Origin of the sequence: Nocardioides jensenii JCM 1364 = NBRC 14755, from assembly GCF_001552535.1 — a bacterium.
GTDB lineage: Bacteria > Actinomycetota > Actinomycetes > Propionibacteriales > Nocardioidaceae > Nocardioides > Nocardioides jensenii.
In genome coordinates this window covers 25,258-45,843 of sequence record NZ_BCRJ01000088.1, presented here as the reverse complement: position 1 = coordinate 45,843, position 20,586 = coordinate 25,258, and the positions used below count along the sequence as shown (strand labels likewise).

Annotated in this window: 18 protein-coding genes; 10 read left to right on the top strand and 8 right to left on the bottom strand. The window is 69.9% G+C overall.

The annotated features are described in order from the left end of the window. The 5 genes from NJ4_RS18950 to proB form a co-directional block, all read left to right on the top strand. Positions 1 to 3,008, top strand: a 3,008-nt coding sequence (locus tag NJ4_RS18950) for an Rne/Rng family ribonuclease (protein ID WP_067438799.1), incomplete at its 5' end; no start/stop codon positions are given. A gap of 249 nt (positions 3,009 to 3,257) precedes the next feature. Continuing rightward, positions 3,258 to 3,560 carry a 50S ribosomal protein L21 gene (gene rplU, locus NJ4_RS18945; RefSeq protein ID WP_067438796.1) on the top strand — a complete coding sequence of 101 codons (303 nt, stop codon included), beginning with the start codon at positions 3,258 to 3,260 and terminating at the stop codon, positions 3,558 to 3,560. 79 nt (positions 3,561 to 3,639) lie between these two features. Further along, positions 3,640 to 3,894: a 50S ribosomal protein L27 gene (rpmA, locus tag NJ4_RS18940; protein ID WP_067438793.1), complete on the top strand. Its 255-nt coding sequence runs from the start codon at positions 3,640 to 3,642 to the stop codon at positions 3,892 to 3,894. Between the two features lie 119 nt (positions 3,895 to 4,013). Beyond that, entirely contained in the window at positions 4,014 to 5,642 is a 1,629-nt protein-coding gene (gene obgE, locus NJ4_RS18935) for a GTPase ObgE (protein WP_082748874.1), read from the top strand. Next, on the top strand, positions 5,639 to 6,754 hold the full coding sequence (gene proB / locus NJ4_RS18930) for a glutamate 5-kinase (RefSeq protein WP_067438790.1): 1,116 nt from the start codon (positions 5,639 to 5,641) through the stop codon (positions 6,752 to 6,754). Before obgE ends, proB begins: the two co-directional genes overlap by 4 nt. A gap of 12 nt (positions 6,755 to 6,766) precedes the next feature. On the opposite strand, the gene NJ4_RS18925 is transcribed toward proB, so the two are convergent. Continuing rightward, on the bottom strand, positions 6,767 to 7,186 hold the full coding sequence (locus NJ4_RS18925; RefSeq protein ID WP_157551222.1) for a hypothetical protein: 420 nt from the start codon (positions 7,184 to 7,186) through the stop codon (positions 6,767 to 6,769). Between the two features lie 160 nt (positions 7,187 to 7,346). Between NJ4_RS18925 and NJ4_RS18920 the strand changes: the two genes are divergently transcribed. Genes NJ4_RS18920 through NJ4_RS18910 form a run of 3 tightly spaced genes read left to right on the top strand, consistent with a single transcriptional unit; the run spans position 7,347 to position 10,659 of the window. Further along, positions 7,347 to 8,525 (top strand): cysteine desulfurase family protein, encoded by a 1,179-nt coding sequence (locus tag NJ4_RS18920; protein ID WP_067438783.1) that lies wholly within the window; start codon positions 7,347 to 7,349, stop codon positions 8,523 to 8,525. Further along, positions 8,525 to 9,649, top strand: coding sequence for a tRNA 2-thiouridine(34) synthase MnmA (gene mnmA, locus NJ4_RS18915; RefSeq protein WP_067438780.1), 1,125 nt, complete (start codon positions 8,525 to 8,527; stop codon positions 9,647 to 9,649). The genes NJ4_RS18920 and mnmA overlap by 1 nt, the downstream gene beginning before the upstream one ends. Beyond that, entirely contained in the window at positions 9,646 to 10,659 is a 1,014-nt protein-coding gene (locus tag NJ4_RS18910) for a methionine synthase (RefSeq protein ID WP_245644627.1), read from the top strand. The genes mnmA and NJ4_RS18910 overlap by 4 nt, the downstream gene beginning before the upstream one ends. Positions 10,660 to 10,748: 89 nt before the next feature. Here the strand turns inward: NJ4_RS18910 and NJ4_RS18905 are convergent, their stop codons facing one another. The 3 genes from NJ4_RS18905 to NJ4_RS18895 all read right to left on the bottom strand — a co-directional run bounded on the left by NJ4_RS18905 (position 10,749) and on the right by NJ4_RS18895 (position 13,843). Next, complete coding sequence (locus tag NJ4_RS18905; RefSeq protein WP_067438776.1) at positions 10,749 to 12,404, bottom strand: MFS transporter; 1,656 nt, start codon at positions 12,402 to 12,404, stop codon at positions 10,749 to 10,751. A gap of 76 nt (positions 12,405 to 12,480) precedes the next feature. Further along, a complete protein-coding gene (locus tag NJ4_RS18900; protein WP_067438773.1) occupies positions 12,481 to 13,077 on the bottom strand; it encodes a TetR/AcrR family transcriptional regulator in 597 nt (198 codons plus the stop codon). Positions 13,078 to 13,216: 139 nt separating this feature from the next. Then, entirely contained in the window at positions 13,217 to 13,843 is a 627-nt protein-coding gene (locus NJ4_RS18895; RefSeq protein WP_067438770.1) for an alpha/beta hydrolase, read from the bottom strand. A 113-nt stretch (positions 13,844 to 13,956) separates the two neighbouring features. On the opposite strand from NJ4_RS18895, the gene ligA reads away from it, so the two are divergent. Continuing rightward, entirely contained in the window at positions 13,957 to 16,074 is a 2,118-nt protein-coding gene (gene ligA, locus NJ4_RS18890; protein ID WP_157551221.1) for an NAD-dependent DNA ligase LigA, read from the top strand. Between the two features lie 52 nt (positions 16,075 to 16,126). Here ligA and NJ4_RS18885 read toward each other — a convergent pair whose 3' ends face one another. From NJ4_RS18885 to NJ4_RS18870, 4 genes are all read right to left on the bottom strand, one after another. Further along, positions 16,127 to 17,014 (bottom strand): SGNH/GDSL hydrolase family protein, encoded by an 888-nt coding sequence (locus tag NJ4_RS18885; protein WP_169799293.1) that lies wholly within the window; start codon positions 17,012 to 17,014, stop codon positions 16,127 to 16,129. A gap of 5 nt (positions 17,015 to 17,019) precedes the next feature. Then, entirely contained in the window at positions 17,020 to 18,390 is a 1,371-nt protein-coding gene (locus NJ4_RS18880) for a mycothione reductase (protein ID WP_067438762.1), read from the bottom strand. Between the two features lie 64 nt (positions 18,391 to 18,454). After that, positions 18,455 to 19,600, bottom strand: coding sequence for a YncE family protein (locus NJ4_RS18875; RefSeq protein WP_067438759.1), 1,146 nt, complete (start codon positions 19,598 to 19,600; stop codon positions 18,455 to 18,457). Then, a complete protein-coding gene (locus tag NJ4_RS18870; protein WP_067438756.1) occupies positions 19,593 to 20,111 on the bottom strand; it encodes a SigE family RNA polymerase sigma factor in 519 nt (172 codons plus the stop codon). Before NJ4_RS18870 ends, NJ4_RS18875 begins: the two co-directional genes overlap by 8 nt. 177 nt (positions 20,112 to 20,288) lie before the next feature. Between NJ4_RS18870 and gatC the strand changes: the two genes are divergently transcribed. Next, on the top strand, positions 20,289 to 20,585 hold the full coding sequence (gene gatC / locus NJ4_RS18865) for an Asp-tRNA(Asn)/Glu-tRNA(Gln) amidotransferase subunit GatC (protein ID WP_067438809.1): 297 nt from the start codon (positions 20,289 to 20,291) through the stop codon (positions 20,583 to 20,585). Position 20,586: the final 1 nt, after the last annotated feature.

Genomic DNA, 20,586 nt, shown 5'->3' with positions numbered 1-20,586 from the left:
CCGACTCCACAGCCGCGCCCGCCACCGCGCTCCTCTTCCAGGCCCCGGAGCCGACCAAGGCCCCGGTTCGGCGCACCCGCCGCACCGCGGTGGTCTCGGTCGAGGCCGAGACCGTCGCACCCGCCGAGGACGCGTCTGCCCAGGGGGCCTCCAGCCCGGCCGAGAAGCCGCAGGCGGAGGTCGAGGCCGAGGCTGATGCGAACGCCGCTGCGGAGGACACGCCCAAGCCGAAGAAGAAGTCGGGCGGCAAGAGCAAGAAGACCACGCAGGTCTCCGGTGACGCTGCTGCCGAGTCCGCCGAGTCGGACGACGAGGGCACGGTCGAGACCGACAAGCCGAAGTCCAAGAGCGGCGCCAAGGGCAAGGGCGGCAAGGGCAAGAACGCCAAGTCCAAGCCCAAGGCAGCCACCGACGAGCAGGCCGAGGACGAGTCCGAGGAAGCGGTCGACGAGACCGCCGCTGTCGAGGCGGCCGCCGACGAGTCCAGCGCCGACACCGAAGCCGCCGAGAGCGCAGACGGTGGGGACGCTGACGACGAGTCCGGCGAGGGTGGCGGTGGACCACGCCGTCGACGTCGCCGCGGAGGCCGTCGTCGCCGCAAGCCCGGTGACAACAACGACTCCGGCTCTGCCGACAACGACGCCAACGCCGAGACCGACGAGGACGACTCCGCCGAGGGTGATGACGACTCGGGCGAGTCAGGTGCCGGCGGCACGCGCCGTCGTCGCCGTCGTCGCCGCGCGGGCGACAACAACGGTGGCGCCTCCGACGACCCCGAGAACACCGTCACCCGGGTGCGCAAGAGCCGCACCGGCGACGACCAGATCACCGCGGTGAGCGGCTCCACGCGTCTCGAGGCGAAGAAGCAGCGTCGTCGTGAGGGTCGCGAGGCCGGCCGTCGCCGCGCCCCGATCGTGAGCGAGGCCGAGTTCCTGGCCCGCCGCGAGTCGGTCGAGCGGGTCATGGTGATCCGCCAGCGCACCGACCTCACCCAGATCGCCGTGCTCGAGGACAAGGTGCTGGTCGAGCACTACGTGGCCCGTGAGTCGCAGACCTCGCTGATCGGCAACGTGTACGTCGGCCGCGTCCAGAACGTGCTGCCCTCGATGGAGGCGGCCTTCGTCGACATCGGCAAGGGACGCAACGCGGTCATCTACGCCGGTGAGGTCAACTGGGCCGCGCTGGGCCACAAGGACGGTGCGCCCCGTAAGATCGAGTCGGTGCTCACCAGTGGCCAGTCGATCCTGGTGCAGGTCACCAAGGACCCGATCGGCCACAAGGGCGCCCGCCTGACCGGACAGGTCAGCCTGGCCGGCCGCTTCCTGGTCTACGTGCCCGACGGCACCACCAGCGGCATCTCGCGCAAGCTCCCCGACACCGAGCGGAGCCGCCTGAAGTCGCTGCTCAAGGACATCGTGCCCGACACCGCCGGTGTCATCGTGCGCACGGCCGCCGAGGGTGCCTCCGAGGAGGAGCTGACCCAGGACGTCGAGCGCCTCAAGGACCGCTGGGAGTCGATCGAGGCCAAGTCGAAGTCCGGCGGCAGCCCCAAGCTCCTCTACGGCGAGCCCGACCTCACCCTGAAGGTCGTCCGCGACCTGTTCACCGAGGACTTCTCCAAGCTGGTCATCGAGGGCGAGGACGCCCAGAAGACCGTCGAGGGCTACGTCGCCGAGGTGGCCCCCGACCTCCAGGACCGTGTCGAGCGCTACGAGTCGGAGAACGGCCGCGACTCGTTCGCGGCCTATCGCATCGACGAGCAGATCGCCAAGGGCCTTGACCGCAAGGTGTGGCTGCCCTCCGGCGGGTCGCTGATCATCGACCGCACCGAGGCCATGACCGTGGTCGACGTCAACACCGGCAAGTTCACCGGCTCCGGGGGCAACCTCGAGGAGACGGTCACCAAGAACAACCTCGAGGCGGCCGAGGAGATCGTCCGGCAGCTGCGACTGCGCGACATCGGCGGCATCATCGTCGTCGACTTCATCGACATGGTCCTCGAGAACAACCGTGACCTCGTGCTGCGACGCCTCGTCGAGTGCCTGGGTCGCGACCGGACCCGCCACCAGGTCGCCGAGGTCACCTCGCTGGGCCTGGTGCAGATGACCCGCAAGCGCATCGGCACCGGCCTGCTCGAGGCCTTCAGCGAGGACTGCGAGCACTGCCAGGGCCGCGGCCTCATCGTGCACGACATGCCCGTCGAGCCCAGGGGCGGCGACGACGGCGCCCGCTCCGGCGGTCGCCGCACCCGTGGCAAGGGCAAGGGCGACGACAACGGTGGGCAGGGCAACCAGGGCGGCAACCAGCGGGGCAACGACTCCCGGGCGACCCCGCCGCCGCCCTCGCCGAAGGATGTCGCTGCGGTGGCTCGTCCCGAGAACGCCGACCGTCCGCCGGCCGACGAGTCCGGCGACGAGAGTGCCACGAGCCAGGCCCAGGTCGAGGCCACCTCCGAGGCGCCGGCCGAGGCGCCGGCTCCGGTGACCACGACGACGACCCGCACCCGCGGCTCGCGCAACGCCAACCGTCGACGTACGACGAAGCCGGCCGAGGCGACCGACGTGACGCCCGAGGCGTCCGACACGGCCTCCGAGACACCCGCTGAGCAGGCTCCGGTCGAGCCGACCCCGGCGCGCGCGGAGAAGCCCGCCGAGCAGGTTCCGGTCGAGTCGACTCCGGTCGATCAGCCGGCGACCGGGTCCGCGGAGCCCAGGGTGGTGACCCGCACCCGACGTCGGGCCAGCCGCCCGGCCGGCGTACACACGACCCCGGTCGTGGAGGCCATCACGGTGGCCGCCAGCCCGGCCGCGCAGCCGGAGCCGGTCGAGACGGCCCCCGCCGAGGCACCGAAGGTGGTCACCCGCACCCGGGGTCGACGAGGCGCCAGTCGCGCCGCGGGCGCCGGTGCCGTCAGCGAGGAATCCTCGGAGCAGGCGGGGGAGGCCTCCGCCGAGCCCACCTCCGAGCTCCACGTGCCGGTCAAGAACAAGGGCGGACGCAAGCGCTGAGCCCGCTCGACTCCGTCTACGCGGAGCATCCCGGCCGCCCCATGGCCGGGATGTTCTGCGTTGCGGGACCGGGGGTGAGGGCTCGTTTTGCCCTTGGCGGGCGGGAACCGTAGTATTGCCCCTCGGTATGCATCCGTATGCCCATCTCTGTGTGGCCACCATCCCGGCGTAGTCCTGACGGACGTTTGCGCCCCGAACGGCCCCGGAGCCAATGTTTTGTTGCAGTTGTCATCGACGAAGGAGACCGCGGTGTACGCGATCGTGCGCGCAGGCGCCACCCAGCAGAAGGTTGCCGTGGGCGACGTCATCGAGATCGACAAGGTGGAGACCGGTGTCGGCGAGTCGGTGACCCTGCCTGTGGTGCTCGTCGTCGACGGTGAGAACGTCACCTCGACCGGCCTCGACAAGGCCGCCGTGACCGTCGAGGTCCTCGGCGCCACCAAGGGCCCGAAGATCATCATCCAGAAGTACAAGAACAAGACCGGCTACAAGAAGCGCCAGGGTCACCGTCAGAAGTACACCCAGGTCAAGGTCACCGACATCTCCCTGTGACACGGGGGCGAGTGTGACGGCCACGTCGCCACACTGCCGCCCTGGTTGTTCCTCGACTCGACATCCAAAGGATTGAAAAATGGCTCACAAGAAGGGCGCCGCGTCCACCAAGAACGGTCGCGACTCGAACTCCCAGCGCCTCGGCGTGAAGCGCTTCGGCGGTCAGACCGTCAACGCCGGCGAGATCATCGTCCGCCAGCGCGGCACGCACTTCCACCCGGGCAGCGGCGTCGGCCGCGGCGGTGACGACACCCTGTTCGCCCTTGTCGGCGGTGCGGTCGAGTTCGGCACCCGGCGCGGTCGTCGTGTCGTGAACATCCTCCCGGGCGAGTGACCTTCACGCTCCCCGCAACGTCGCCGGTCGGCTGAGTCGACCACGACTTCACGCACCACCCGTTGGCGTCCCTAGGATCTAGGGGCGCCTTCGGCATTTATCCCACCAGGAGTCCTTCCATGGCAGTTCCGACATTCGTCGACCAGGTCAAGCTGCACGTCGCAGCCGGCCGAGGTGGCAACGGCGTCGCGTCGGTGCACCGGGAGAAGTTCAAGCCCCTGGGTGGACCCGACGGCGGGAACGGTGGACCGGGTGGATCGGTGATCCTGCGCGTCGACTCCGACGTCACCACCCTGATCGACTACCACCACAGCCCCGTCCGCCGCGGCGAGAACGGCAAGCAGGGCGCGGGCGGCCACAAGAACGGCGCGCACGGCTCCGACGTCGTGCTGCCCGTCCCCGACGGCACCGTGGTCACCGACGACAAGGGCAACCTGATCGCCGACATGGTCGGCCCCGGTTCCGAGCTGATCATCGCCAAGGGTGGCAACGGGGGGCTCGGCAACGCTGCCCTGGCCTCGTCCAAGCGCAAGGCACCCGGCTTCGCCCTGCTCGGTGAGCCCGGCGACGAGCTCGACATCGTGCTCGAGCTCAAGGTTGTCGCCGACATCGGGCTGGTCGGCTTCCCCAGCGCCGGCAAGTCCTCGCTGATCGCCGCCATCTCCCGGGCCCGCCCGAAGATCGCGGACTACCCCTTCACGACGCTGGTTCCGAACCTGGGCGTCGTCCGCGCCGGTGACACGACGTTCACCGTGGCCGACGTCCCTGGCCTGATCGAGGGCGCGGCCGACGGTCGCGGCCTGGGCCACGACTTCCTGCGCCACATCGAGCGCTGCGCCGCCCTGCTGCACGTCATCGACACCGCGACCATCGAGCCCGGCCGCAACCCGGTCGAGGACCTCGACATCATGGAGAACGAGCTCAGCCGGTACGGCGGCCTCGAGGACCGGCCGCGACTGGTCGCCCTGAACAAGGTCGACGTGCCCGACGGCCGCGACATCGCCTCGTTCGTCGTCGAGGAGCTGCGCGACCGCGGCCTGCGGGTCTTCGAGGTCAGTGCCGCCTCCGGCGAGGGCATGCGCGAGCTGACCTTCGCGATGGCCGAGCTGGTCTCCCGCGCGCGTGCGGAGAAGACTGTCGTCGAGGTGCCGCGCATGGTGCTGCGTCCGAAGTCGGTCGACGGCGGCGGCGAGTTCACCGTCAAGGAGACCGGCGAGGGTTGGCGCGTGCGGGGTGAGAAGCCCGAGCGCTGGGTGCGACAGACCGACTTCAGCAACGAGGAGGCCGTCGGCTTCCTCGCCGACCGCCTCAACGCCCTGGGTGTGGAGAAGAAGCTGGTCGAGAAGGGGGCCGTCGAGGGCGACACCGTGCTGATCGGCGACGTCGACAACGCGGTCGTCTTCGACTTCCGACCTGGCATCGAGGCCGGTGCCGAGATGCTCGGCCGTCGTGGCGAGGACGAGCGGCTTCGCGCGGAGCGCCCGGCCGCGACCCGTCGTCGCGACATCCAGGAGCAGATGCCCGAGCGGTCCGAGACCGAGACCCGCGCCGATGTCGCCCGTCGCCTCGACCGCGGCGAGGACGCCGGCCCGACGTCGTACGTCGTGGGCTCCGAGGACGACCCCGACTGGAACGAGTTCGACCCGGACGCCGGCACCGCGCAGCCGGAGGAGCTCGAGTCCGAGTCGGATGAGCCCCTGCAGGGCGAGGCCGCGGAGGGCGAAGCGAGGCAGGACCCCGACGCATGAGCACGCGCGACCAGGTCACCAGCGCGCGCCGCATCGTGGTCAAGGTCGGCTCGTCGTCGCTGACCACTGCCGCCGGCGGGATCGACCCGTCGCGAGTTCGTGACCTGGTCGCCACCCTGGCCGACGTACGCGCCCGCGGCGCCGAGGTCGTGCTGGTGTCGTCAGGGGCCATCGCCGCCGGACTGGCCCCGTTGGGCCTGGCTCGGCGGCCCCGCGCCCTGGCCGCCCAGCAAGCGGCCGCGTCCGTGGGCCAAGGCCTGCTGGTGCACCGCTACACCGAGGAGCTGGCCCGTCACGGCCTCACCGCGGGGCAGGTGCTGCTGACCGTGGACGACGTGACCCGGCGTGCGCACTACCGCAACGCCCACCAGACGATGGCCAAGCTGCTCGAGCTCGGGGTGGTGCCGATCGTCAACGAGAACGACACGGTCGCCACCTCCGAGATCCGCTTCGGTGACAACGACCGACTGGCCGCGCTGGTCGCGCACCTCGTGCACGCCGACCTCCTGGTGCTGCTCTCCGACGTCGACGGCCTGTACGACGGCAATCCGGCCAGGCCCGGAACCTCACTCGTGCCCGACATCCGCACCCCCGCCGACCTGGCCGACATCTCGATCGGATCCGTGGGGGCAGCCGGCCTGGGCACGGGAGGCATGCACACCAAGGTCGAGGCCGCCGCCATCGCAACCGGCGCCGGCATACCGGTGGTGCTCACCTCGGCGCCGAAGGCGGGGGAGGCCCTGGCCGGCAAGAGCGTCGGCACGCTGTTCCACGCCACCGGCAAGCGGCGTCCGACCCGGTTGCTGTGGTTGGCCCATGCCACCGAGGCGAAGGGCCAGCTGCTGCTCGATGCCGGCGCCGTCAAGGCCGTCGTCGAACGCCGTGCGTCACTCCTCGCGGCCGGTCTGCTCGGTGCCGGCGGGTCGTTCGTGGCCGGAGACCCGGTCGACCTGGTCGGCCCCGACGGTGTCCCCGTGGCCCGGGGGCTGGTGAACTTCGACTCCGACGAGATTCCCTCGCTGGCGGGCAAGTCGTCCCACGCACTCAAGAAGGAGCTCGGGGCGGCGTACGAACGCGAGATCGTGCACCGCGACGACCTCGTGCTGCTCTGACGCATCAGCGACTCAGCTCCGGACCCCACCCGCGCTGACCACGTCTGGCCAAGGGGCGTCCGGCCCGACTCGGGGCAGCCGCCAGCACGTGAAGTCGAATCGATCCGTCAACGGGAGATCGCTGAAGAGATAGTCGATCCCGCGATAGGTCAGGACCTCACCTGCCGCAGGCTGCGAGTCCAGGCGATAGGTGGCGGGTCTCAGCGGGGCAGCGAGCAGCGACTGCGTCTCTTCGAGCACCACCTCGACCAGCTCGTGGTACGCGCACGTGGTCAGCTCCGCGACGGCCGTGAGCTCGGGGTCAGCGGCAAAGGAGAGCTGGACGAGCCCGACGCGATGCAGGAACAGCAGATGTGGGCCTGCCTCGGCAGGCGTCTCCGACTCGACACTGAACTCCTGACCGACGATCCCGAAGCCGTCATGGGCTCCCACCAAGTGAAAGCTGTCCTGCCCAGACACGGCCTGCACCTCCTGTGGGTTGAAATGGAGGGTGGTGGCGTTCTCACCGTAGTGGAGCCCGGCACCATGGCGCTCCAGCAGATGGGCACGGGTTAGGCACGGTCCGGCCACGCGCCGTACCCTTGAAGATGCAATGACGACCGTCTATCTCGACCACGCTGCCACGACGCCGATGCTCCCGGCGGCCGTCGAGGCACTCACCGACCAGCTCACCGCGGTCGGCAACCCGTCGTCGCTGCACGCATCGGGTCGTCACGCCCGCCGGGTGGTCGAGGAGTCGCGCGAGCAGATCGCACAGGCGCTCAACTGTCGTCCCGGAGAGGTGGTCTTCACCTCCGGCGGCACGGAGGCCGACAACCTCGCACTCAAGGGCATCTACTGGTCGCGACTGCGCTCGAGCAACCGGGGCCCCCGCATCCTCAGCACCGCCATCGAGCACCATGCCGTCCTGGACCCGCTGCACTGGCTGGGTCAGGAGGAAGGCGCCGAGGTCGAGCTGCTCCCCGTCGACACCACCGGCCGGCTCGACGTCGGCGCGCTGAAGTCGGCGATCGAGCGCAACCCTGACGACGTCGCCCTGATCTCGGTGATGTGGGCCAACAACGAGGTCGGCACGATTCAGCCGATCGACGAGGTCGTCGAGCTGGCCGGCGCCCACGGCATCCCGGTGCACACCGACGCCGTCCAGGCGGTCGGCGCCGTGCCGGTCGACTTCGCGGCCTCGGGCGTCGACGCGCTCACGCTGACCGGTCACAAGGTCGGCGGCCCGTTCGGGGTGGGCGCCCTCGTCGTACGCCGTGAGCTCGAGGTGACCCCGCTCGTTCACGGCGGCGGCCAGGAACGCGACATCCGCAGCGGCACCATCGACACCCCTGCCATCGCCGGGTTCGCGGCGGCCGTCGAAGCGTCCGTCAAGTCACAGGCCGACCACCACGTGCGGCTCTCCGCGCTGCGCGACCAACTGGTCGAGAGGATCTGCGCGATCGTCCCCGACGCGATCCGCAACGGCGACCCCGCTCACCTGCTGCCCGGCCACGCCCACCTGCGCTTCCCGGGCTGCGAGGGAGACTCCTTGCTCATGCTGCTCGACGCGCGCGGCATCGAGTGCTCCACCGGCTCGGCCTGCAACGCAGGCGTGCCACAGGCCTCCCACGTGCTGCTGGCCATGGGCTGCACCGACGCGGAGGCGCGTGGGTCGCTGCGGTTCTCACTGGGCCACACCTCCACCCAGGCCGACGTCGACGCACTCGTCGAGGCGATCGGTCCGGTCGTGGAGCGGGCCCGCGCGGCAGGCGCCCGGAAGGGCTCGTGATGCGCGTTCTTGCCGCCATGTCCGGTGGCGTCGACTCGGCCGTCGCCGCTGCCCGCGCTGCCGAGGCCGGCCACGACGTCACCGGCATCCACCTCGCGCTCTCGCGCAACCCGAAGTCCTACCGCAGCGGTGCCCGGGGTTGCTGCACGATCGAGGACAGCAATGACGCCCGGCGTGCGGCCGACGTGATCGGCATTCCCTTCTACGTCTGGGACATGTCCGACGAGTTCCACGAGAACGTCGTCGAGGACTTCATGTCCGAGTACGCCGCCGGTCGGACACCGAACCCGTGCCTGCGCTGCAACGAGAAGATCAAGTTCGCCGCCGTGCTCGACCGGGCCCTGGCGCTCGGGTTCGATGCCGTGGTCACCGGTCACTACGCACAGCTCGAGACCGGACGAGACGGGCTGATCGAGATGCACCGCTCCGTCGACATGGGCAAGGACCAGTCCTACGTCCTGGGCGTGCTCACCCAGGACCAGCTGGCCCACTCGATGTTCCCGCTCGGCGACTCGGTCAAGGACGACGTACGCCGTGAGGCCGAGCGTCGCGGGCTGATGGTGGCCAACAAGCCCGACTCCCACGACATCTGCTTCATCGCCGACGGTGACAACGCCGGGTGGCTCAAGGAGATGCTCGGCGACCGGGCTCCCAATGACAGCGGCGACATCGTCGACCACGCCACGGGCGAGGTGCTCGGCCAGCACGAGGGCACCACGGCCTACACCATCGGACAGCGCAAGGGCCTGCGGATCGGTCGCCCGGCGCCCGACGGCAAGCCGCGCTTCGTGCTCGACATCGAGCCGGTCTCCGGCACGGTCACCGTCGGTCCCCGCGAGGAGCTGCGCATCGACCACATCTCCGGGATCAAGGCGCGCTGGTGCGGTGCCGTTCCGGAGCGTCTGGAGGGCACGGTGCAGCTGCGGGCCCACGGCAGCGAGCATCGCGCGGTCGTCACCGTGGTCTCGTCAGGCTCGACCACCGAGGCCGGCATCGAGATCGACCTGCTCGACCCGGCCGAGGGCATTGCCCCCGGTCAGGCGGCCGTGATCTACGACGGCACCCGGGTGGTCGGCTCGGCCACGATCTCGGCCACGGCCCGTACGTCGGTCGGCGTCACGTGAGTGCACGCGCGACCGGCATCGGCTCGATGCCGGGCGGCGACGTCCTGGGCAACGAGGCCGACAACTCACGGGCCTACGCCGAGGCCGTTCGCCTGGTGGCCGGCGAGCTGCCCGACCTGCTGCACGTGCCCGAGCTGCCGGGTCGAGGTGCAGGCGCGAGCCTGACCGGCCGGGGGCTGGCGTTGTTGAGCGGGCTGGCTGCCGATCTCCAGCCCGCTGGCTGGCGGCTCACCGACCACTCGGGCATGGATCACCGCCGGGCCCGGTCGCTGCTTGCCCAGGACCTCGACGTCGTCGAGGAGCACACCCAGGGCTTCGGTGGTGTCTTCAAGACCCAGGTCGCGGGGCCGTGGACCCTGGCCGCGACGGTCGAGAAGCCGCGTGGCGACAAGGTTCTCTCCGACCACGGGGCCCGCCGCGAGCTGGCCGAGTCCCTCGCCGAGGGGTTGCGCGACCACGTCGCCGACGTCCGCCGTCGCGTGACGGGGGCCACTGAGATCATCGTGCAGATCGACGAGCCCGCGCTCCCGGCGGTGCTCGCGGCCCAGATCCCCACCGCCTCCGGCTGGGGCAAGCACCGCGCCGTGCACCCGCCCGAGGCCTCGGCTCTGCTGGGGCTGGTGCTCGCCGCCGTTTCCGGGGCCGGCGCCACACCGATCGTCCACTCCTGCGCACCCGACGTACCGATCGCCTTGTTGCGCGGAGCAGGTGCCGGGGGGATCAGCGTCGACCTCGACCTGCTCTCGCCCGCGTCGTACGACGACCTTGCCGCCGCCGTCGATGCGGGGGAGTGGGTGCTGCTCGGCGCGGTCCCGTCGCTGGCGCCGCAGACGCCCCCCACCGAGGGCGGCGTCACCGAGCGGGTGCTGCGGCTGCTCGACATGCTGGGCCTCGAGCCGACCGAGCGGCTCGTGGTCACTCCGTCGTGCGGGCTCGCCGGGGCCGACCCGGGTTGGGCACGCACGGCGTTGGAGCTGAGCCGCAAGGCCGCCGCGAACCTCACTGCCTGACTCCGGCAACGACATGGCCGTGGATCACAGTCACTGGGTGACTGCGATCCACGGCCATGTCTGGCTCGAGCTCGGGGAGTGGTGGTCGATCAGCCGACGTGAACCGGGGCCTCGACCTCGGGGCCGTCGGTGGCCAGCTCCTCGTGCTTGACGTCGAGGAACAGCCAGATGATGACCGAGGCGGCCAGCATCATCGCCGAGCCCACCAGGAACGCGGTGGTCGCGCCGTCGGTGAACGATCCCAGGTAGGTCAGCTGGCCCATCGTCTCGTGGAACTTGTCCGGACTGAGCTGCTGGTCCAGGCCGGCACCCCGCGCCGCCTTGACCAGTCCGGGCGCGATCTCCTCGCCACGGTTCTGGCTGAAGTGCAGGGACACGGTGGCCAGGACGGCAAGGCCGAGGGCACCGCCGACCTGCTGCATGGTGTTCAGCACACCGGAGCCGACGCCGGAGTCCTGGGCCCGCAGGTGGTGCACCGCGGTCAGGGTCAGCGGCACGAAGACCATGCCCATGCCGAGTGCCATCAGGAAGACGAACGGCAGGATCTGGGTCCAGTAGTTGACGCCAGCACCCACGGCGTCGCCCTGGAGTACGCCGAGCAGGTTGCTCGGTGACTCGTCGACACTGAGGCGGGAGAAGCCGAACAGTGCTGCGGCAGCGACCAGGGAGCCGGTGCCGGCGAGGATGCGCGGGTCGATCCGGCTGATCAGGTTGGAGGCGAGCGTCGCGGAGATGATCATGCCGACCGAGAACGGCAGGAACGCGAAGCCGGCGTGCAGCGGGCTGTAGCCCACGACGTTCTGGACGAACAGGCTGAGGAAGAAGAACATCGCGAACATCGCGGCGGGCAGGATCATCATCGCGATGAAGCTGACTGCGCGGGTGCGGTGGGCGAAGACGCGCACCGGCAACAGCGGGTGCTTGACGCGAGACTCGATCACGGCGAAGAACACCAGCAGCGCAACACCGGCGGCGAGGCTGGCGATGGTCCAGGTGTCACCCCAGCCGTAGCGCTCGTCACCAGCGCGGCTGAAGCCGTAGACCAGGCCGAGCAGACCGAACGTGCCGGTGATCGCACCGGGGATGTCGAGCCAGCCTTCGTGCTTCTCGGACTCGTCGAAGAAGCGCGGGGCCATCGAGGCGGCGATCAGGCCGATCGGCACGTTGATCAGGAAGGTCAGACGCCATCCGTCGACACCGAGCGGCTGGTCGAGACCGGTCAGCCAGCCACCGAGGATCAGGCCGACTGCGGCGCCGATGCCGGACATGGCGGCGTACACGGCGAACGCGCGGTTGCGCTGCGGGCCAGCCGGGAACGTGGTGGTGATCAGCGCGAGGGCGGCAGGGGAGGCCATCGCGGCGCCGACGCCCTGCAGGGCGCGGGAGGAGAGCAGCAGCGGCTCGGTCCAGGCGATGCCGCCGAGCAGGGAGGCGATCGCGAAGACCACGACACCGATCATGAAGATGCGGCGGCGTCCGTAGAGGTCACCGAGGCGACCGCCGAGCAGCAGCAACCCGCCGAAGGCCAGCGCGTAGCCGGTGACGATCCAGGTCAGGTTCGCCTCGTTGATGTGGAGGTCCTCGCCGATGAACGGCAGGGCGATGTTGGCGATGGTGCTGTCGAGCACCACCATGAGCTGGGCCAGCGAGATCAGCACGAGTGCCCAGGCGAGACGCTTCTTCTCGGCCTTGGAGACCGGCGGCGGGACCTCGGGCACGGTCTCGGACACGGACATTTCAGACATGGGTGAATCCAATCTGGGGAGTTTCGAGCAGGAGAGTGTTCGGCCCCGGAGTCGGGCCGTCAGAGGGTGGCGCGGTTCAGTGCCGGCAGGCCGGCACGATGATCTGGTCGATCACCGACGTGATCAGCTCGGGCGTGGGCGCCTCGCCCAGCAGGAAGGTCCGGTGGAGGACGATCCCGGCAAGGGAGGTGCTGAGAAGCTCGACGTCGAGATCGGGTCGGATCTCGCCGCGCTCCTTGGCACGTTCGTAGATGAGTCGGGTGACGGCGATCTTGGGGCCGATGAAGCGTTCGCGGAACTGGGCAGCGAACTCCTCGTCGCGATGGATCGCGGTGAGGACACTGGCCAGGATGCCCACAGGCTTCTTGTCGGAGAGGCCGCCGGCGGTGCAGTGGGTCCGGATCAGGTCTTCCCTGAGGGACCCGGTGTCGGGCACGTTGACCGGTGTCTTGTCGGCCAGGAGCGCATCGATCACCAGGGCAGCCTTGCTGGACCAACGTCGGTAGAGGGTGGCCTTGCTCGCCTTGGCCCTGGTGGCCACGGCGTCCATGGTCAGCCGGTCGTAGCCGACGTCGCAGAGCACCGACAGGGTGGCCTCGAGAATCTCCTGCTCACGGTCGCCCTGGATGCGGGGCCGCAGGCTGGAGGCCTCGGGCTGGTCGGTCGGTGTCATGGTGTTGCCTTCGCGTTCTCGGATGGAACGAAACTGTTTCGTTTCATCAATGTAAAACGTAACCCGGCGCGACGTCCAATCAATTCCCGGATCGAGAAGAAAACTTCCAGAAAATTGGGGGCAGGGAGCGGCAACGTCGTCAGGACGCGCTCAGAAGGCTCAGCGAGCGGTCGATCGCGAACTCGTTCCACGCCGAGATCCGCTTGAACATGTAGTGGCCGACCGGGCCCATGTCGTGCACCTCGGACGAAGCGGTGACGCCCTGAGCTCGTCGTACGAACGCGGCGGTGGCCCTCGGGCTGGTGATCCGGTCCCGGCTGCCGTGGGCAGTGGCCAGGTGCTTGCCGGCCAGAGGCTCGACCGCGTCGCCCCGCTCGAGCCAGGGCGCCAGCGCGACCACGCCCACGACCTGCGGGTGGTCGGCCACGTGGACCGCGGTGCGTGCACCCATCGAGTGGCCCAGGATCACGATCGGTACGTCGCCCAGCACGCGACCGACCTCCGCCAGGGCCCACCGGGCGTCAGGCACGGGGGAGGGAGAGTCGACATCGTTCCAGCCACGGTGCCGGTAGCGCAGCAGCCAGGTGCCGACACCCGCTGCGTGCGCCCGCGGCGTGATCGACCTCTGCATCGCGTGCGAACGACGCCACGACGTGCTGCGCCAGTCGACCGGCATGAACGAGTGCTGCTTGCCGCCGTGCAGCATCAGAATCACGCCACGTCCTTTGGTGGGTGCGTCGTACCGCGTGAGGGTGGGCTCGTGCACGCAGGGTTCCTCTCGAGGGGGCGTGGTCCGATGTTCGCACGTGGTCTTCGGAGCGGAGTGGCGGACCGGATGGCCTCTCCCCGCTGTGGGTGGGACACGGCAAGATGTGCACCATGAGTTCTTCCGAGGTCTCCACCGCGACCCCCGAGGCCCGTGACCGGCACCGCCTGCTCTCCGAGCAGGTCGAGGACGCGCGCTGGCGCTACTACGTGCTCGACGACCCGACGCTGTCCGACGCCGACTTCGACGTACGCCTGCGCGAGCTCGAGTCGCTCGAGGAGCAGTTCCCCGAGCTGCGCACGCCCGACTCGCCGACGCAGAAGGTCGGCGGGGCGGTGTCGACCGAGTTCACCGCGGTCGACCACCTCCAGCGCATGGAGAGCCTCGACAACGCCTTCTCCTACGACGAGCTCGAGGCGTGGCACGCACGTCTGGTGCGCGACGGCGTGGAGAACCCGGCGCTCCTGTGCGAGCTGAAGGTCGACGGGCTGGCGATCAACATCCTCTACGAGAAGGGCCGCCTCGTGCGGGCGCTGACCCGTGGCGACGGGCGCACGGGTGAGGACGTCACGCCCAATGTCAAGACCATCGACACGATCCCGCACCGGCTCACCGGCACCGACGAGTTCCCGGTGCCCGACCTGGTCGAGGTCCGCGGCGAGGTGTTCTTGCCGGTCGAGGCGTTCGAGCGGCTCAACGACTCGATGCGCGACCAGGGCAAGCCGCCGTTCGCGAACCCGCGCAACGCCGCGGCCGGTTCGCTGCGCCAGAAGAACCCGAAGGTCACCGCGACCCGCGCCCTCGGCATGGTCTGCCACGGCATCGGTGCCCGTGAGGGGTTCACCCCCACCGCGCAGTCCCAGGCCTACGACGCCCTCAAGGCGTGGGGGCTGCCGACCTCGCCCCGGGTGCGGGTGCTGCCCGACCTGTCGGCGGTCCGCGGGTTCATCGAGCAGGCCGGCGAGCACCGGCACGAGGTCGAGCACGAGATCGACGGCGTCGTGATCAAGGTCGACGAGGTGTCCCTGCAACGCCGACTGGGCTCGACCAGCCGCGCGCCACGCTGGGCGATCGCCTTCAAGTACCCACCCGAGGAGGTCAACGCCAAGCTGCTCTCCATCGAGGTCAACACGGGTCGCACCGGTCGGGTGACCCCGTTCGGGGTGATGGAGCCGACCAAGGTGGCGGGGTCGACCGTCGAGCGGGCCACGCTGCACAACGGCCACGAGGTCAAGCGCAAGGACGTCCGGCCCGGTGACACGGTGATCCTGCGCAAGGCCGGTGACGTGATCCCCGAGATCGTCGGCCCGGTCCTGCCGTTGCGGCCCGAGGGCCTGGCCGAATGGGTGATGCCGACCGAGTGCCCGGCCTGTGGCACCGAGCTGGTGCAACAGCGCGAGGGCGACAAGGACATGCGCTGCCCCAACCACCGCTCCTGCCCGGCCCAGCTGCTCGACCGGGTCTTCCACGTGGCCGGCCGCGGCGCCTTCGACATCGAGGGTCTCGGCTCCGAGGCCGCCGCTGCGTTGCTCGAGGCGAAGGTGATCCGCGACGAGGGTGACCTCTTCGCGCTCACCGCCGATGACCTGATGCGGGCCTCCCTGTTCACCCGGGCACCGAAGAAGGGCGAGGAGGGGCCGCAGCTGAGTGCCAACGGGCAACGCCTGCTGGCGAATCTCGACACCGCGAAGGACGTCCCCCTGTGGCGCGTGCTGGTCGCGCTCTCGATCCGCAACGTCGGGCCCACCGCGGCTCGAGCCCTGGCCACCCAGTTCGGTTCGCTGCAGGCAGTCCGCGACGCCTCCGAGGAGGTGCTGGCCGACACCGAGGGCGTGGGGCCCACGATCGCCTCATCGGTGCGGGCCTGGTTCGACGGGGAGGCGTCCGACTGGCACACGGCCATCGTCGACAAGTGGGCCGCTGCGGGCGTCACGATGGAGGACGAACGCGACGAGTCCGTCGAGCGCACCCTCGAGGGACTCTCGATCGTGGTCACCGGATCACTGGAGAAGTTCACCCGCGACCAGGCGAAGGAGGCGATCCTGGCCCGTGGCGGCAAGGCCTCGTCGTCGGTGTCGAAGAAGACCGCGTTCGCCGTGATCGGCGAGGCCGCTGGCTCCAAGGCCGACAAGGCCGCCGACCTCGGTGTGCCGATCCTCGACGAGGCCGGCTTCGAGGTGCTGCTGGCGCAGGGCCCCGACGCGGCCCGGGAACTGGCCGACCAGGGGTGATCGGGCACAGGTCGGGCCAGCGCTCGAGCCAGGGCTCGGGCCAGGACTCGGGCTAGGATTCGAGCGCGGCCAGCACCTGCTCGGCCGCTGCCTTCTGCTCGGCGGCGAACGGGTGGTAGGGCGCGGCCCGCTTCGGGTCGTGGAGCTGTCCGTTGATCCAGGGGTCCTTCGCACAGATGTCGTGACCCGCGGTGACCGACCACAGGTCGACGTACGTCGTCTCGGTGGCTCGGGCCACCTCGGCCAGCATCTCGGTGAGCACCTTGTTGACCAGGCGGCCGTAGGCGTAGTCGCCGTCGGCGAGCGGCAGCAGATCGGGGCAGGTGCCCTTCGCCGGAACGATCTGCGGGTAGCCCACCAGCAGGATGCGGGCCTCGGGTGCCGACTGCTCGATCTGACGCACCACGCCCACCATGCGACCGCGGGTGGCCGCGATGCTGGTCAGCAGCTTGTCCTTGCCGGTCGCGTTCATCGCCTGCCGGCAGGGAGCCCCGGTCGCATTCTCACTGCGCACGAAGGAGCACTGACGGACCAGGGTGAAGAAGACGTTGAAGTCGTTCCCGCCCAGGCCCAGGGTGACCACATCCGTGTCGACGGAGACCGCATCGAGCTGTGCCTTGACCTCGGGATACTGCGGCCGGGTCATGTCGGTGGTGTCCGCGCCGGCGCAGGTGACATCGAGGAAGGTGTCGGGCTCGAGCTTCTCGGCGACCAGGCTCGGGTAGTTGTGAGTGGAGCGCAGGCATCCGTCGGAGCCCTTCGGGGACGGCACCGCCGGCGCCGCCGAGTAGGAGTCGCCGAGCGCGACATAGCGCAGCGTCGGCGCGGCGATCTCCTCGGCCGGAGTCTTCTCCGCGTCGGCGCTGCATCCGGCGACCAGGACGCCGGCGAGCACGGCGCACAGCACCGCCAGGGGGAGTGCCGACCGGAGCCGCTGCACGGCGATCACCGGAGATCGAGGCCGAGCAGGGCGTTCTCGAGGACCTCGGACATCGCGGGGTGGATCCAGAACTGCCCGCGCGCCATGTCCCTGGCGGGCAGTCCGAACGAGAGCGCCTGGATCGCCGGCTGGATCAGGGAGGAGGCATCCGGGCCCATGACGTGGGCGCCGAGGAGGAGGCCGGTGGCGCGGTCGGCAACCACCTTGCAGATGCCGGTGGTGTCCTCCATCGCCCAGCCATATGCGGTGTCGCCGTAGTCCCTGACGCTGGTGACGACGTCGTGTCCGGCAGCTCGGGCCTCCGTCTCGGTCAGCCCCACGCCGGCCATCTGGGGGTGGCTGAAGATCGCCGAGGGAACGAAGCGGAGGTCGAAGGCCCGCAGGTCGTCAGGGTGAGCCAGGTTGTGCGCGATGGCGCGGGCCTCGTGGTTGGCCACGTGCTTGAGCTGGTACGGCGAGGAGATGTCGCCCAACGCCCACACGCCCGGGACCGTGGCGCGACCGAACTCGTCGACGACGACGCGCCCGTCGTCGTGCAGCTCGATGCCGGTCTTGTCGAGCCCCAGACGGTCGGTGTTGGGGTCCCTCCCGGTCGCGACCAGCACGAGGTCACTCACCACGTGGGAGCCGTCATCGAGCTCGAGTGTCACCACGCGGTCGTCGTACGACGCGGCGGCGACCGTGCGGCCGAGGTGGACGTTCCACTGCTTGGTGGCCAGCGCGGTGAAGCGCTCGCTGATCTCGGCATCGGTACGACGAACGAGGGCGTCGCCGCGCACCACGAGGGTGACCTCGACGCCGAGTGCGGAGAAGATGTGGGCGAACTCGGCGGCGATGAAGCCGCCGCCGACGATGGTCAGGCTGCGGGGCAGCTCGTCGATGCGCATGATCGTGTCGCTGGTCTCGAAGGGCACCCCGGACTCCGCGATCTCGGTCGGGATGACCGGGCGTCCGCCGGCGGCGATCACGACCTGGTCGGCGGTGACCTCCTCGACATGGTCGCCGAGGTCCACGGCGAGCCGGTGGTCACCGGTGAAGGTGGCGTGGCCCTCGAGGACCGTGGTGTTGGCGCCGTCGACGCGACCCTGGCGGGCTTCGGCGGAGTTCGGGTCGATGCGGCCGAAGATGCGGTCGCGGATGTCGGCCCAGCGCACACCGTCCAGGGACGCGTCGATGCCGAAGCGACCCGCGTCGCGGATCCAGTTGGCGACGTCGGCGGTGTGCACGAACATCTTGGTCGGGATGCAGCCCACGTTGAGGCAGGTGCCGCCGAAGAGGTTCTCCTCGATGATCGCGAACTGCTTGTCGCGCAGCGAGCGGTTGGCGAGGAAGTTGCCGGAGCCGGCACCGATGACGGCGATGTCGTAGCGAGCCATGGGCCCAGCATAGGAGCGGGGCCATGGACCCGAATCCGGTCCATGGCCCCGTCCGTCTCAAGCGTCAGGACTCGTAGGCGTTGCCCGCGATCTTGATCTCGCCCTTTCCGCTGGCCTGCTCGTCGGTGGTGCAGGTGCCGGTGCCGGCGTCGCAGACGGTCACCTCGGTGCGGGTGACCTTGACCAGGTGGCCGTCCGGTGACCAGCCGAAGTCCCAGGGCTGCTGGTCGAAGGAGACGTGCTCGCCGGTCGCGACGTCGTACACGTCGAAGCCCGGGTCGGTCGGACCCATCTGGCCGTTCTCGTCGAGCTCTTCCTCCGCGACGACCTTCAGGTAGCGGCCGTCGGGGGAGAGCTCACCGAAGTGGTGGCCCTCGGGCAGGTCGATCTGCAGGAGCCTCTCGCCGGAGGCCAGGTCGACGACCTCCATGCCGGTGCTGTAGTCCGTGGTCAGTGCGTGACCGCCGGTGGCCTCGGGCATGGTCGCCTTGTCGAGCCCCTCGGCGACGCTCGACTCACCGGTCTCGAGGTCGATGGACAGCGTGGCGTCGTCCATCCCGACGTACGCGGTGTCACCGGCCAGTCCGACCGGCGGTGCTTCCCAGCCGCCCCAGCTGAACGAGCCCTCGAACGGGATGCGCTTCACCTCGGTGTTGGTGCTGATGTCGACGACCACCAGTTCCCAGGCGCCCTGCTGACCGTCGGCGTAGACCATCGTCTGGGTGTGCGGGTCGGTGGCCGGCACCCGGTCTCCGAGGTCGAGGTCGAGGCGCTGCACGTCCCCGTTCGGGGTGACCAGCGCGTAGTGAGAGGGCCCGGGGTCGTCGGTCCACGGTGTCCTGCCGGTGCGGACCACGACGCCCTCGGAGGTGTAGTAGAGCGCCTTCACCTTCTCCTCGAGCGTGATCGGACCGTTGCCGGGATCGCCGAAGTAGACGGTGCTGCCCACGGCGTACGCGCCGCCGCGCAGGTAGCGCTCGGTCGCGGAGACGGGGGCGTCGCTGGTGCGGTCACCGCCACCTGGACCGTCGGCCATCAGGGCGGCACCGCCGCCGATGACACCGAGTACGGCGGCCGCGGCGACCAGGCGTGTGGCCCGGCGACGACGCCGGATCGAGCGGCCCTTGGCGAGCACCGGTCCGGTGGGCGCGGAGGGGATGTCGAGAAGGTCGGCCTCGTCGTGCAGCAGGTGTGAGAGTCGTTCAGTCATGGGAGGCTCCAGTGGTGAGCGGGATGACTGCGTCGCCGAGCAGGACGCGCAGCCGGGAGAGGGCGGCCGAGGTCTGGCTCTTGACCGTTCCCTCGGAGCAGTCGAGGATTCGCGCGGTCTCCGACACGGCGAGGTCCTCGTAGTAGCGCAGTACGATCACGGCCCGTTGGCCCTTGGGCAGGAGCTTCAACGCGTCCAGCACTGCCGGGCGGTGGGTCGGGTCGGTCTCGGCACCGGACTCGGGCAGTACGTCGGTCGGCACCTCGTTGCGCCAGCCCTTCTTGCGGAACCACGAGGCGGCGGTGTTCATCAGCGCCGTGCGGGCATAGCCGTGGGCGGCGTCCAGGGAGCGGACGTTGCGCCACGACGCATAGGTGCTGGCGAGCGCCGTCTGGACCAGGTCCTCCGCGGTCGCGTGGTCGCCGATCAGCAGGTAGGCCGTGCGGTAGAGCCGCGGCCAGACGCCGTGCACGAACTCTGCGTAGTCCGCGTCGGATGGTGGTCGTGCCATGTGTCCTCCCGAAGTGATTGTCACCCCGGTAGACGCGGTGACCCGGGATTCGGTTGGGAGTGGTTCGGCCATAGGATCGGGCTCATGCCTGAGATACCTGGATCGAGTAGCCCGCGAGGCGATGGATCGAGTGCCGCCGAGGAACGAGGTGGCGTATCGAGATCGACGAGTGGGCGTATCGAGATTTCACGTGACGAGGTCGCGCATCTTGCCGATCTCGCCCGGATCGACCTGTCCGACGCTGAGCTGGAGCACCTCGCACCGCAGCTGTCGGTGATCCTCGAGTCCGTCGCCTCCATCAAGGAGGCGGCCGCCGACGAGATCCCGCCGACCTCGCACGCGCTGCCGCTGACCAACGTGTTCCGCGACGACGTCGTGACGCCCGGACTGACCGCGGAGCAGGCCCTGGCGATGGCCCCGGCCTCCGAGGAGCAGCGCTTCTCGGTGCCGCGCATTCTCGGGGAGGAGGCATGAG